The organism is Amycolatopsis sp. WGS_07, from assembly GCF_045278895.1.
GTDB lineage: Bacteria > Actinomycetota > Actinomycetes > Mycobacteriales > Pseudonocardiaceae > Amycolatopsis.
The window spans coordinates 5,632,579-5,646,008 of sequence record NZ_CP136053.1 but is presented as its reverse complement, the minus strand read 5'-3'; the positions used below and the strand labels follow the sequence as shown (position 1 = coordinate 5,646,008).

The window sequence follows — 13,430 nt, the reverse complement described above, 5'->3', positions numbered from 1 at the left end:
CGAGGGGTGCGCAATGTCGTCTTCGTCGAAGGGGTACGCACGCCCTTCGGCAAGGCGGGCGACAAGGGCATGTACGCCGGGACCCGGGCGGACGACCTCGTCGTCAACGCCATCCGCGAGCTGCTGCGGCGGCATCCGGAGCTGCCGCCCGAGCGCGTGGACGAGGTGGCGATCGCCGCGACGACGCAGATCGGCGACCAGGGCCTGACCATCGGCCGCACCGCCGCGCTGCTCGCCGGGCTGCCGAAGTCCGTGCCGGGCTTCGCGATCGACCGGATGTGCGCGGGCGCGATGACCGCGGTGACCACCACCGCGAGCGGCATCGGCTTCGGCGCGTACGACATCGCCATCGCCGGCGGCGTCGAGCACATGGGACGCCATCCGATGGGCGAGGGCGTCGACCCGAACCCGCGGATCGTCGCGGACAAGCTGGTCGACCCGACCGCGCTCGTGATGGGCCAGACCGCCGAGAACCTGCACGACCGGTTCCCGGAGATCACCAAGGAGCGCACGGACGCGTTCGCCGCGCGCAGCCAGGAAAAGTACGCCGAGGCGGTCAAGACCGGCAAGATCGGGCCGGAGCTGGTTCCGGTCGCCACCCGGAGCAAGGAACTCGGCTGGGGCCTCGCGACCGAGGACGAGCCGCCGCGCCCGGGCACGACCGTCGAGCAGCTGGCGAAGCTGAAGACGCCGTTCCGTCCGCACGGACGGATCACCGCGGGCAACGCGGCCGGTCTGAACGACGGCGCCACCGCCGCGATCCTCGCCGACGAGGACACCGCGCGCGAGCTGGGCCTGCCGATCGGGATGCGGCTGGTCGGCTACTCGTTCGCCGGCGTCGAGCCGGAGGTCATGGGCATCGGCCCGGTGCCGGCCACCGAGAAGCTGTTCAAGCGCACCGGTCTGTCCATTGAGGACATCGGGCTGTTCGAGATCAACGAGGCGTTCGCGGTGCAGGTGCTCGCGTTCCTCGACCACTTCGGCATCGCCGACGACGACCCGCGGGTCAACCAGTGGGGCGGCGCGATCGCGTGCGGGCACCCGCTGGCCTCCTCCGGCGTGCGGCTGATGACGCAGCTGGCGCGCCAGTTCGCCGAGCGCCCCGACGTGCGCTACGGCCTCACCACGATGTGCATCGGCATCGGCATGGGCGGCACCGTGATCTGGGAGAACCCGGCCTACAACGGCTCTGAGGGGGCGAAGTAATGACTTTCACCGCTGAAGAGGCGAAGGCCGCGTTCCCGGACGAGGTCGTGACCAACGCGGTCACGAACCTGGTCAAGGTTCCGGGGCTGGACAAGCCGGTCGCACTGATCACTTTGGACAACGGCCACGACCACACCCGGCCGAACACCTTCGGCCCGCAGGGTCTCGTGTCGCTGAACGCCGCGCTGGACGAGGCGTTCGCCGCCGAGCCCGCCGCGATCGCGGTCACCGGCAAGCCGTTCATCTTCGCCGTCGGCGCGGACCTTTCCGGCGTCGAGGCGGTGTCGGACCCGAAGCTGGCGAGGGAGATCGCGCAGACCGGGCACGACGTGTTCCGCAGGCTCACCGAGTCGAAGATCCCGACCTTCGGGTTCGTCAACGGCGCGGTGATGGGCGGCGGGCTCGAACTCGCGCTGTCCTGCCACTACCGGACGCTGTCGGAGAACACCGCGGCGATCGCGTTCCCCGAGGTCTTCCTCGGCCTGTTCCCGGGCTGGGGCGGCACGCAGCTGCTGCCGAACCTGATCGGACCGGACGCCGCCGTCACCGTGATCATCGAGAACGCGCTGGCGCAGAACAAGATGCTGAACGTGCGCAAGGCCGCCGAACTCGGCATCGTCGACGAGGTCTTCGGTTCCGCGGACTACCTGGAGCAGTCGCTGCTGTGGCTGGCCAAGGTGGTCAACGGCGAAATCACCCCGGCCCGCCGGGAAATCGACCGCGGCGCGGAGTGGGACGCGGCGATCGCGCGCGCCAAGTCCATCGTGGACGGTCGCACGCACGGTGCGTCGCCGGGCGCGACCAAGGCCGTCGAGCTGCTGGAGCTGGCGCGGGAGAACGACCTCGACCGCGGCTACGCGGCGGAGACCGACGGGCTCGCCGAGCTGCTGATGTCGGACGTGCTGCGCGCCGGGCTGTATTCGTTCAACCTGGTCAACAAGCGGGCCAAGCGACCGGCCGGCGCGCCGGACAAGGCGTTGGCGCGCAAGGTGAACAAGGTCGGCATCGTCGGCGCGGGCCTGATGGCCAGCCAGCTGGCGCTGCTGTTCGTGCGCCGCCTCAAGGTGCCGGTGGTGCTCACCGACGTCGACCAGGCGCGGATCGACAAGGGCGTCGCGTACGTCCACGAAGAGATCGACAAGCTGCTCGCCAAGAAGCGCGTGTCCCCGGACGGCGCGAACCGGCTGAAGGCGTTGGTCACCGGCTCGCTCGACAAGGCCGCGTTCGCCGACGCGGACTTCGTGATCGAGGCCGTGTTCGAAGAGCTGGGCGTGAAGCAGCAGGTGTTCGCCGAGCTGGAGCAGCACGTCTCCCCCGAGGCGATCCTGGCCACGAACACCTCGTCGCTGTCGATCACCGCGATGGCCTCGAAGCTCCAGCACCCGGAGCGCGTGGTCGGCTTCCACTTCTTCAACCCGGTCGCCGTGCTGCCGCTGCTGGAGATCGTGCGCGGCGAGAAGACCGACGACGCGGCGCTGGCCACCGCGTTCTCGGTCGGCAAGCAGCTGAAGAAGTCGAGCGTGCTGGTGAAGGACGCGACCGCGTTCGTCGTGAACCGGCTCCTGCTGCGGTTCCTCGGCGAGGTGCTGGTGGCGGTGGACGAGGGCACGCCGTTCGACGTGGCCGACTCCGCGCTGGAGCCGCTCGGCCTGCCGATGTCGCCGCTGAACCTGATGCAGCTCGTCGGCCCGGCGATCGCGCTGCACGTCGGCGAGACGCTGCACGGCTCGTTCCCGGACCGCTTCACGGTGAGCGAGAACCTGGACAAGTTCGTGAAGGCGGGCAAGAAGGGCGTCTGGACCTGGGACGCGACCGGCACGCCGTCGGTCGACCCGGAGGTCGCCGAACTGTGGAAGCAGGGCGACCAGCCATCCACTGCCGAGCAGGTCCGCGACCGCGCGCTGAACGCGATCGCCGAAGAGGTCCGGATCATGCTCGACGAGGGCGTGGTCGCGGAGGCCCAGGACATCGACCTGTGCCTGATCCTCGGCGCGGGCTGGCCGTTCTGGCTGGGCGGCATCACGCCGTACCTCGACCGCGCGGGCGTCTCGGAGCGGGTCAACGGCAAGCCGTTCCTCTCCAAGGGCGTCGCTTCGGTCCCGGCGTAAGCCTCCGGCGGAGCCGCCCTGTCCGCGGGGCGGCTCCGCCGTGAACCGGCACACACCGGGCGGATCCGTTATCTTCCGGGCCCCCGCCGTTCACCGCTGCCCCATAGCGTCCTGCCGAATCTTTCGAGCAGGTCAGGAGCAGGATGAACAGCACGAACCCGGGCGGCGTCGGCCGTCGCGGATTCTTCAAGCGCGCGGGGCTGGCCGGCGCGGTCGCGGCCGGGGCACCGGTGCTGGCGCCGGGTCAGGCGGACGCGGCGGGCCTCGATCTGGGCATTGATCTCGACTGGTTGTTCGGCCGCCGCTACCAGTGGGTCGCCGGCGATCACCACACGCACAGCCAGTACTCGTACGACGCGATGTACACCATCGACCGGATCGCGGCCGGTGCGCGCGAGCACGGCGCGAAGTGGGTCGTCTTCACTGATCACGGGCACGCCACGCACGAGAAGTCGTCGGTGGAGCCGACCAGCCGCGACGTGGTCGCCGCGCAGCGCAGGCATCCGGATCTGCTGCTGTGGCAAGGCATGGAGTGGAACGTGCCGGGCGCGGAGCACGCCACGCTGTTCTTCCAGGCCGGACGCGACCAGGCGAGCGTGCTGCGCGAGTTCGAGCGGAGTTTCGACTGGCGGCTCACCGGTTCCGAATCGTCCAGCCCGGAGCACGAAGAGCTGACGCTCAAGGGTTTGCGGTGGCTCGCCGAACAGGAGCGCACCCGCCGGATCCACGCGCCGGTCGTGCTGATCAACCACCCGCTGCGCAACGGCCGCGTGTCGCCGCACGAACTGCGCAACTACCGCGACACCGCGCCCGGAATCGTGATCGGCATGGAGGGCGCGCCCGGCGCGCAGGCCGACGGATTCCCCAAGCCGCAAGGCAATGGCGGCGCGCGGGGCGGCTACGCCAACGACCCCGGCGCGAACTCGTGGCCCGGCTTCCCGGCCGAGGCGTACCGGACCTTCGGCGGCTGGGACTGGACCGCCGCGAAGGTCGGCGGGCTCTGGGATTCCCTGCTGGCCGAAGGAAAACCGTGGTGGATCACCACGAACTCCGACTCGCACTACAACCGCGGCGACCACCTGGTGCGGCCCGCGGTGCCGGACGGCTGGTACGAGCAGACCGGCAAGTACCCGGACCCGGTCGACAGCGGGGTCCCGCAATTGTCCGCGCCGTACGCGGATTTCTACCCCGGCGAGTTCAGCCGCACCGTGGTCGGTGTGCGGCGGCCGACTTTCGACGGCGTGCTGGAAGGTCTGCGCGCGGGGCGGATCTGGTTGTCCCACGGCGGTTTGGTACAGCATCTGGAAATCGGCGTTTACGGCGGCGGCGAATGCGCGACGTTCGGCGGACGGCTGCGCGTACGCCGCGGCTCGACGGTGACGGTCGTCGTTTCGGCGGTGACGGCGTACCGGCCCAACGGCTCGGGTTCGGTGCCGCGCCTCGGCCGCCTGGACCTGATCTCGGGCCCGGTGACCGGCCCGGCGGCGGACCGCGACTCGATGACTGCGCCGGGTACGCGAGTGGTCGAGTCGTTCACGCCGTCGCGTGGTTACGCGGGTCGGCGGGTGATGTTCAAGCACACGTTCCGCAACGTGCGGGAGCCGTTCTACGTGCGGGTGCGCGGGACGGACGGGAAGCGGCACGTCGCGGGCGGGATCGAGCCGGCGATGGACGTGATCGGGCAGGCTGATCCGTACGAAGACCTGTGGCTGTACGGGAATCCGACGTTCGTGGACGTCCGGTAGGTCGTGAGGGGCAATCCCGGTTCTAACCGGGTGTTGAGTTTCAGGACATCGCCGACAGTTGATGTTTCAGGACTTCGCGGACACTGACCGGCCTGTCGGTGTGGTGGCCAGGGTTGTTGTGGTGATCATGCGGCGATGGGCAGAGCAGGGTTTTCGATGGATCCTGAGTTCGTCTCCGCGGTCGCCCGGGTCGCTCACGGCGAGAGGGTCAACGTGGCGCGGTTCTGCCGCGGGCACGGCCTGTCCCGGGACACCTTCTACAAGTACGTGGCCCGGTTCCGGGCCGAGGGCGCGGACGGGTTCACCCGCCGCAGCACCGCCCCGCACCGCCGCCCGACCGCGTTCGGGGCATCGGTGGCCGAGGCGGTGCTGCGGGCCCGCAAGGAACTCGCCGACGAGGGACTGGACAACGGGCCGATCTCGATCCGCTGGCGGCTGGAGGACGCCGGGCTCGTCCCGCCGCCGTCGCAGTCCTCGGTCTACCGGATCCTGCGCGCCCGCGGGCAGATCGTCCCGCAGCCCCGCAAGAAACCGAAAACGCGGCGGCGGTTCGAGTACGCCGACCCCAATGGCTGCTGGCAGATCGACGGCATGGAGCACTGCCTGGCCGACGGCACGAAAGTCTGCATCATCCAGATCCTCGACGACCACTCCCGCCTCAGCATCGGCTGCCACGCCGCGGCCAGCGAGAACAGCGCCGACACCTGGGCCGCGTTGCGACAGGCCTTCGCCGGCCACGGCCTGCCCGTGAGAATCCTGTCCGACAACGGGCTCGCTTTCTCCGGCAAACACCGCGGCCGGATGGTCGAGACCGAACGCCGCCTCGCCGAGCGAGGGATCACCGCCATCGCCTCCAGCCCCCGCCACCCGCAGACCTGCGGCAAAGACGAACGCAGCCACCAGACCCTGCAGAAATGGCTCGCCGCCCGGCCCCCCGCCGACACGCTCCCCGCCCTGCAACAGCTTCTCGACGACTACCAGAACGTCTACAACAACCGCCGCCACCAAAGCCTCGACGGCCAGACACCCCGGCAACGCTACGACGCCCGGCCCAAAGCCGCCCCCACCACCGGCCCCCGCCGGCCCAGCGGCGTCACCGCCCGCCCCGTCTCCGCCACCGGCGTCATCGCCTTCTCCGGCTGCTCCATCGTCCTCGGACGCCAATGGGCCGGGCGCACCGCCACCGTCTACTGGCAAAACGACCGCGTCACCGTGATGATCGGCGACACCCTCGCCCGCCAGCTCACCCTCGACAGATCAGTACGCTACCAACGCCTCACCAACCAGAAACCGTCCACGAAGTCCTGAAACACATCTGTCCATGAGGTCCTGAGACAGCACACCCGGTTCTAACCGGGATTGCCACTCACGATGGCAGCTCTCGCGCCCGCCCCTCGCGACTGCACAGCACCGCCACGAGACACAGCGCCAGCGCACCGATCCACACCGCGCCCAACAACGTCGTCCCGCCGCCCGCCGCGAGCACGAGACTGGTCGCGATCGCCGGGGTGAAGCCCGCCCACAGCGTCGAAGCCCCTTGGTAGCACAGGGAAGCCCCGGTGAACCGCACGCGCGTCGGGAACAGTTCGGCGAGGAACGCCGCGTACGGACCCAGGACGACGCCCTGGAGCCCCTGCCCGACCGCCACCGCGACGGCGTAGGCGAGCGCCGATCCGCTGCCGACCAGCTGCAGCATCGGGAAGGCGAACGCCATCATGGCGACGACCCCGGCGATCATCACCGGTTTGCGGCCGACCCGGTCCGACAGCCGGGCGCTGGCCACGGTCGCGGCGAACATGACGACCGCGGCCCAGGTCTTGGCGTTGAGCACGCCGGTGCGGCTGGCCCCGTGGTCCACCGCGAAATTGACCGCCCACATCGTGGCGATCCCCATCATGCCGAACATGGCCAGCCCCGCGAACAGGCCGAGGACGACCTGGCGGGAGTATCCGGCGAAGACCTCCGCCAGCGGCATCCGCCGCTTCTCGGCCTCGGCCTGGACCCGCTGGAAGAACGGGCTTTCCTCGACCGAGGACCGCACCCACAGCCCGACCCCGACCAGCACGATGCTGAGCAGGAACGGGATCCGCCATCCCCAGCTGAGGAAACTCCGGTCCGGCAGCAGGCTGGCGAGCGTCACCGCGCCGCTGGCCAGCACCGCGCCCGCCGGGCCGCCGAGGTTGGCGAAACTCGCCGCGAACCCGCGTTTGCCGCCGGGAGCGTGTTCGAGCGCGATGGTCATCGCCCCGCCCCATTCGCCGCCGACGGCGAAGCCCTGCAGCACCCGCAGCACGATCAGCGCCGCCGGGGCGGCCGCGCCGATCTGCGCGCTCGACGGGAGCAGGCCGATCATCGTGGTGGCGAGGCCCATCGCCAGCATCGACACCACGAGCACGCGTTTGCGGCCGATGCGGTCCCCGAAGTGCCCGAAGACGATTCCGCCGAGTGGCCGGGCGATGTAGCCCGCTGCGAGCGTGCCGAACGAGGCGAACGCCGCGAGCCCCGGTCCCAGCCCGGTGAAGAACACGTGCCCGAACACGATCGCGGCGGCGGTCGCGTAGAGCACGAAATCGTAGAATTCGATGGCACTGCCCAGAAAACTGGACAACAGGACTCGTCGCAGGTGACGGCTGCCGAGCTGATCGGCGGCGGTACTCGCGGTCGTTTCTTGGGGCGTAGTCATGATCACGCTTCGCCGACGGGCTGCGGGACACGGGCGAAACTGATCACTTGCAAGTCGTCGGGCACCAGGACGGGGCCCGCGTAGGTGTCCCGCGCGGCGCGCCAGACCGACGGGTCCGCGTCGCCGGGGACGAGGTGGTGCAGCGCCAAGGCTCGCGCGCCCGCCTCGGCGGCCACCTGCCCGGCTTGCCGCGGCGAACTGTGCGACTTGTGGTGGTGTTGCTTCGCCGCCAGCGCGATGCGCGGGTCCTCGTCGAGGTAGCTTCGCTCGACCCAGTCGAAGTCGATCGCTTCGTGCAGCAGCAGATCGGTGTCCTCGGCCAGCCGCACCAGGTTCGGGCAGTACGTCGTGTCGCCGGAGATCGTGACCGACCCCGCGCCGGTGTCGAACCGGAACGCGAACGCGGGCGCGACCGGCGGATGCTGCACCAGCGTCGCGGTGACCCGCACCAGTTTGTCCTGGTAGATCTCGAACGGCTCCGCGGCCGGGCACGGGTTGTCGTTCGGGTGGTAGCCGAGGTGCTCGGGGACGGCGATGTCGCTGGCGGTGAAGAGACTGAGCGGGGACGGCCGCAGCGAGTCGAGCATGCGGTCGGTCAGGTCCGTGCCGAAGGCCCGCAGCAGTGTCGTGACCAGCTCGGACGTGCCCGGCGTGGGGTTGTCCGGAAACGCCGGGCGGGGCGCGGTCTCCGCCACCGGCGACACCGGCGGCAACGCGCCGCGGTTGCCCGGCCCGAGGATCGAAAGGGGCCGCTGACGCGGATTCCGCATGGCCATGAAGCCGAACACGGTCAGCGCGGCCAGTTCGACCGTGTGGTCCGAGTGCAGGTGGGTCAGGAAGATGCCGCGCAGCGACGAGAGCGGGATGCCGGCCCGGCTCAGCTGTTCCCCGGCGCCCTGCCCGCAGTCGACCAAGTACGCCGCGTCGCCCACCACGACCGCGGTCGCGATGCCGGAACGGCGGCGGCCGGGACCGGAGCCCCACCATCGCGGCCCGCCCGCGGTGCCGAGCGTGACGACGTACGGCTGGGCTGTTCCTGGGGTTGCTGGCTGCATTCAGACCTCCGCGTCGAGAACTTCGGCTCAGTATGGGAGGCTCGAAACCCGGCGAAAAGCCATAAAAGATGCGGATCTTTTTAAGAAGAAGTGATGAAGGAACTCACGCTCAGACAGCTCCAGTACTTCGTCGCGGTGGCGGAAAAGGGCTCGATCAGCGACGCGGCACGGGCACTGCACGTCTCGCCCGGCGCCGTCTCGCAAGCCCTGACCGACCTCGAATCCAGCCTCGCCGTCCAGCTGACCTTGCGCAGGCGCGCCACCGGGGTCACCCTCACCCGCGCCGGACGGCTCGCCGCGGACCAGGCGCGCACGATCCTCGCCGAGACCGAACGGCTGCGCGACACCGCGCACGTCATGCGCGGAGAACTGGTCGGCACGCTGCGGATCGGCTGCTTCCCCACGCTGTCGCCGTGGGTGCTGCCCGGCATCATCGAGCACTTCACGCGCGAACATCCCGCGCTGCGGCTGGAAATCGCCGAAGGCCCGTCCGACGAACTGCAACAGCAACTCGCCGACGGCGACATCGACGCGTGCCTGCTGTATTCCGCCCATCTGCGCCCCGGGCTGGACCACGTACGCATCGCCCCGGTCCGGCTGCGCTTGATGCTGCCCGCGAACCACCGCCTCGCCAACCGCGACGAGATCGCCCTCGCGGAACTCAGCGACGAGCCCGCCATCCTGACCTCCCTGCGCCCCGCCCGCGATCTGGTCGAAAACCTGATGCGGCACGCGGGGGTCGAGCCGGTCGCCGGCTGGAGCATGGCCAACGTCGAGACCATCCGGGCCATGGTCGCGCGCGGGCTCGGCTATTCGGTGCTGATGGGCAGACCGCACGGCGACCGGACTTACGACGGGCTGCCGCTGATCTACCGGCGGATCTCCGACGACCTGCCGGAGAACGCGGTGGTGCTCGCCCGCGTCCGGGGCGGCCAGACCACGGCCGCGCTGACGGCGCTCACGGACTTCTGCGTCCGCGAGTTCGGGGAGGCGGGGCGTCCGGTCCAATGAGGACCGTCGGCCAGGCCCCCCGGTCCGGACCGAAGACAGCATCGTCGGCGGCGCGCTCGCGATGCCATTCGGCGCTGTCCATCGGCGGCAGCCCGCGGAAAGCTTCCTGGATCTCGCCGAGCGTCCGGTTCCCCGCCGCCTCCGCGTTGTCGTCGCGCAGCTCTTGCCCCATGAAACAGCGATGCTACGCGGTGGGCAGCCGCACCGTCACCGCAAGCCCGCCCCCGACCACCGGCTCCGCCGACACCGTCCCGCCGTGCGCCTGGACCGCCGCCCGCACGATCGACAATCCCAGCCCCGCACCGGAACGCGCCGTCCTGGCTACCCCCGCGCGGCGGAACGGCTGGAACAGTTCCGGCACCGCCGCCGGGTCCAGCAGGCCGCCGGACGAGCGCACGCGCAGCGTCGACCAGTGCGCGCCCGGTTCGGTCGTCACCTCGATCCAGCCGCCGTCGACGTTGTGCCGCACCGCGTTTTCGACCAGGTTTCCCGCGATCCGTTCCAGCAGAGCGGGATCCCCGATCGCCGGGGACGGCTGCATCGTGAAATCCGCGCGCAGGCCCCGTTGTTCGGCCTCGCCGCGGACGGCGGACCACGCCCGTTCCACGAGCACGGTCAGGTCCACCAGTTCCCGCGTCACGAGCCCAGCTCCGTCGGTGCGAGCCAGCAGCAGCAGCGAATTCACCAGCTGCCCCGCCCGGTTCGTCGCGTCCAGCACGACCCCGGCCATCCGGCGGAACTCGGCCTCGTCGGCGTGTTCGTCGGACAGCGTCACGTCCAGTTCGGTGCGGATCACCGACAGCGGGGTGCGCAATTCATGGCTCGCGTTGGCCACGAAATGCCGCTGCGAATCGAACGCGTCCTGCAGCCGGTCGAGCATGTCGTCGAAGGTCCTGGCCAGTTCGGCGAGTTCGTCGCGCGAGCGGATCTCGCCGATGCGCTCCCCCATCGACTCGATCGACAGCCGTTGCGCCGTGCCTGCGATCTCGCGCAGCGGGCGCAGCACGCGGGAGGTGAACGTCCAGGCCAGGATCGCCGCCGCGGCCACCACGAAAAAGAACGCCAGCGACCCGAAGATCAGCACCCGGGTGACCGCGTGGCTGCGCAGATGCTGCGCGAGCGTGGACGCGTCCACGTCGACGCCGTCGACCCGCACGATCGTGCCCGGCGGCATGTGCGGCACGGCGTCGACCGCGTCGCCGACGAGCGTCCACGCGAGCCACAGCAGCAACAGCCCCGCCGCGGCGACCAGGACGGTCGCCAGGACGGTGACGCGCACCCGCAGGCTGCGGGTACCGGGAAGCCTCACTCGGAGCCGGCGACCGACACCCGGTAGCCCGAGCCGACCACGGTCTCGATGATGCCCGGTTCGCCGAGCTTCTTGCGCAAGGTCATCACGGTCACCCGGACGGTGGTGGTGAACGGGTCGGCGTTCTCGTCCCACACCCGTTCCAGCAATTCCTCGCTGCTGACCACGGACCCGCCCGCGGACAGCAGCACCTCGAGCACGCCGAACTCCTTGCGGGTCAGCTCGACCGGCCCGCTCGCGCGCCGGACGGTGCGCTTCGCCGGGTCCAGCTCGACGTCGCCCGCGGTGAGCAGCGGCGGAGCGGCGGGCGTGGCGCGGCGGCCCAGCGCCCGCACGCGCGCGACCAGCTCCGGGAAGGCGAACGGCTTGGCGAGATAGTCGTCCGCGCCCAGCGACAGCCCGTCCACCCGGTCGGACACCGAACTGCTCGCGGTCAGCATCAGCACTCGCGTCAGCTCGCCGGACGTCACGATCTCGCGGCACAGGTCGTCGCCGGACATCCCGGGCAGGTCGCGGTCGAGCAGCACCACGTCGTACCGCGTGACGGACGACTTCTCGTGCCCGTCGTCGCCCGTGAGCGCGATGTCGACGGCCATGCCCTCCCGCCGCAGCCCGCGGGCGATCGCGTCGGCCAACGGCTCTTCGTCTTCGACTACCAGAACTCGCACCAGACCACAATCCCATAGTTTCCTGAGAGCACCTGAGAAGCCTGATTGGACACTCGCGTTTCACCCCCACCGCAACGCGAACCACAGCCGCATTCGCGTTTCCGGGTCGGCCAGCCGGACGTCCAGCGCGCGCTCGACCTGTCCGATCCGGTGCCGCACGCTGTTGCGGTGCACGCCAAGCTCGGCGGCGGTGCGGTCCCAGCTGCCGTGGTGCGCCAGCCAGGTCCGCAGGGTCGGCACCAGTTCGCGGCCGTGTGCGCGGTCCAGCTCCCGCAGCGGGGCGAGCAGGCGTTCGGCGAACGCGCCGGCCGCGGCGGGCGGGATCAGTTCGTCGAAGCCGAGCGGATCGGCGCTCGCGGCCAGCGGACGGGACAGCGCGCGGGCGCGGGCTAGCAGCAGTTCGGTTTCCGCGACGGCGGCGGGCAGGTCGGCGGCGAGATGCGGGGTGCTGGCCACCGCGAGCCAGCCGTGTTCGAGGAGGCCGTCCAGGTCGCCAAGCTCGTGGGCGATGGCGTAGAACCGGGGGCCGGGCAGGACCTGGACCAGCGGGGTGTCGAGGCGGGCGCGCAGCCAGTCCGGGCGCCGGGCGAGTGCGTCCGGGCCCTTTCGATGGGCGACTCCGGCGACGAGCCGGGCCTGATCGCTGCCGACCACTCCGGTGAGTGCGTCCGCGCCGGGGCTGCCGAGCAGCAACGCCGTGGCTGCGGCGCCGAGTTCCGCGCTGTCCGATCCGGCCCGGCCGACCAGGCCCAGCAGCGCCGCGCCGACGGCGAGGATCGCCCGGTCTCCGCTGTCGAACCGTTGCGCCCGGCCGACTACGACCAGATGCGCGGCGGTCGCTTGGGGGTACACCGGCTGCGCGACCACGTGGGTGCCGTCGGGCAATTCGGTGGAGGCGATGCGGATTCCGGAGCGAGAGCGCAGGGTCGCGAGCAATTCCTTCACTGGCGACGGCAACGGCTGCGGTGCGTCGTAGCCCGCGGCCAGCACGTCCCCAGCGCCCACCATCGCGACCCAGCCGCGCAGCCGTCCGGCGAGAGCGGCAACCAGCTCCCCAAGCCGCCGCTTGCGGCTCGCGTAAGCGCTTCGCGGCCTTCGGATAGCCGTCGTTCTTCATGCCGCCCTGCTTCGGCGAGAGCGACCGCGACGGCACGGTTGATCGCCAAGAACGGCGTCGCGGGCGGAACCACCAGTAGCGGCAGACCGTGCTCCGCGCAGGCGTCGCGCAGCGAAGGCGGCAGGGCTTCCGAGACCGTCGGCGTGAGGCCGAAGCCGAGCGCGGTGACGCCTGCGTCGCGTAGTCCGCGTACGTAGCGGTCGGCGTCCTTCGGCAGGTTCACGCCCGCAGTGAGCACGAGTTCGGCACCCACCAGGTACGGCGCGGGGTCGGCCAGTTCGCTCACGTGCGCCCAGCGCACCGGCCGGTCCAGCGCGCCCGGGCGCAGCGTTTCGGGCACGACGTCGAGCGCCAGCTCCGGGTTGCCCGCGACGGTGCGTAGTGGAACTGTCACCTCCGCGGGCAACAGCACGTCCTGCTGGGTCATTTCAACCAATCGTCGGCGAAGTCTTGGATACATCGTCCCATGCCATCGCGGGGCCGCCCGGCCCTACGGTGTCCCGCAAGAACATCCCACCCCGTTTCGAG

General features: G+C 70.6%; 11 protein-coding genes. 5 read left to right on the top strand and 6 right to left on the bottom strand.

Annotation, left to right across the window (positions count from 1 at the left end; all coding sequences use genetic code 11):
* Positions 1 to 6: 6 nt before the first annotated feature.
* From RPX00_RS26735 to RPX00_RS26720, 4 genes are all read left to right on the top strand, one after another.
* On the top strand, positions 7 to 1,206 hold the full coding sequence (locus RPX00_RS26735) for a thiolase family protein (protein WP_406643101.1): 1,200 nt from the start codon (positions 7 to 9) through the stop codon (positions 1,204 to 1,206).
* Positions 1,206 to 3,314 carry a 3-hydroxyacyl-CoA dehydrogenase NAD-binding domain-containing protein gene (locus RPX00_RS26730; RefSeq protein WP_406629427.1) on the top strand — a complete coding sequence of 703 codons (2,109 nt, stop codon included), beginning with the start codon at positions 1,206 to 1,208 and terminating at the stop codon, positions 3,312 to 3,314. The genes RPX00_RS26735 and RPX00_RS26730 overlap by 1 nt, the downstream gene beginning before the upstream one ends.
* Positions 3,315 to 3,457: 143 nt before the next feature.
* Positions 3,458 to 5,059, top strand: a complete 1,602-nt coding sequence (locus RPX00_RS26725) for a PHP domain-containing protein (protein ID WP_406629426.1) — start codon at positions 3,458 to 3,460, stop codon at positions 5,057 to 5,059.
* 156 nt (positions 5,060 to 5,215) lie between these two features.
* A complete protein-coding gene (locus RPX00_RS26720; RefSeq protein WP_406629424.1) occupies positions 5,216 to 6,367 on the top strand; it encodes a DDE-type integrase/transposase/recombinase in 1,152 nt (383 codons plus the stop codon).
* 58 nt (positions 6,368 to 6,425) lie between these two features.
* Here RPX00_RS26720 and RPX00_RS26715 read toward each other — a convergent pair whose 3' ends face one another.
* Entirely contained in the window at positions 6,426 to 7,742 is a 1,317-nt protein-coding gene (locus RPX00_RS26715; RefSeq protein WP_406629422.1) for an MFS transporter, read from the bottom strand.
* 2 nt (positions 7,743 to 7,744) lie between these two features.
* Complete coding sequence (locus RPX00_RS26710) at positions 7,745 to 8,797, bottom strand: MBL fold metallo-hydrolase (RefSeq protein ID WP_406629420.1); 1,053 nt, start codon at positions 8,795 to 8,797, stop codon at positions 7,745 to 7,747.
* A 93-nt stretch (positions 8,798 to 8,890) separates the two neighbouring features.
* Between RPX00_RS26710 and RPX00_RS26705 the strand changes: the two genes are divergently transcribed.
* Positions 8,891 to 9,808: a LysR substrate-binding domain-containing protein gene (locus tag RPX00_RS26705; RefSeq protein ID WP_406629419.1), complete on the top strand. Its 918-nt coding sequence runs from the start codon at positions 8,891 to 8,893 to the stop codon at positions 9,806 to 9,808.
* Positions 9,809 to 9,992: 184 nt separating this feature from the next.
* On the opposite strand, the gene RPX00_RS26700 is transcribed toward RPX00_RS26705, so the two are convergent.
* From RPX00_RS26700 to RPX00_RS26685, 4 genes are read right to left on the bottom strand one after another with little or no spacing between them, the layout of a single operon-like run.
* Positions 9,993 to 11,117: a sensor histidine kinase gene (locus tag RPX00_RS26700; protein ID WP_406629417.1), complete on the bottom strand. Its 1,125-nt coding sequence runs from the start codon at positions 11,115 to 11,117 to the stop codon at positions 9,993 to 9,995.
* Positions 11,114 to 11,785: a response regulator transcription factor gene (locus RPX00_RS26695; RefSeq protein WP_009075614.1), complete on the bottom strand. Its 672-nt coding sequence runs from the start codon at positions 11,783 to 11,785 to the stop codon at positions 11,114 to 11,116. The genes RPX00_RS26700 and RPX00_RS26695 overlap by 4 nt, the downstream gene beginning before the upstream one ends.
* A 60-nt stretch (positions 11,786 to 11,845) precedes the next feature.
* Positions 11,846 to 12,793, bottom strand: a complete 948-nt coding sequence (locus RPX00_RS26690) for a PucR family transcriptional regulator (protein WP_406629414.1) — start codon at positions 12,791 to 12,793, stop codon at positions 11,846 to 11,848.
* Positions 12,727 to 13,329 (bottom strand): PucR family transcriptional regulator ligand-binding domain-containing protein, encoded by a 603-nt coding sequence (locus tag RPX00_RS26685; RefSeq protein ID WP_406629412.1) that lies wholly within the window; start codon positions 13,327 to 13,329, stop codon positions 12,727 to 12,729. The genes RPX00_RS26690 and RPX00_RS26685 overlap by 67 nt, the downstream gene beginning before the upstream one ends.
* Between the last annotated feature and the right edge of the window lie 101 nt (positions 13,330 to 13,430).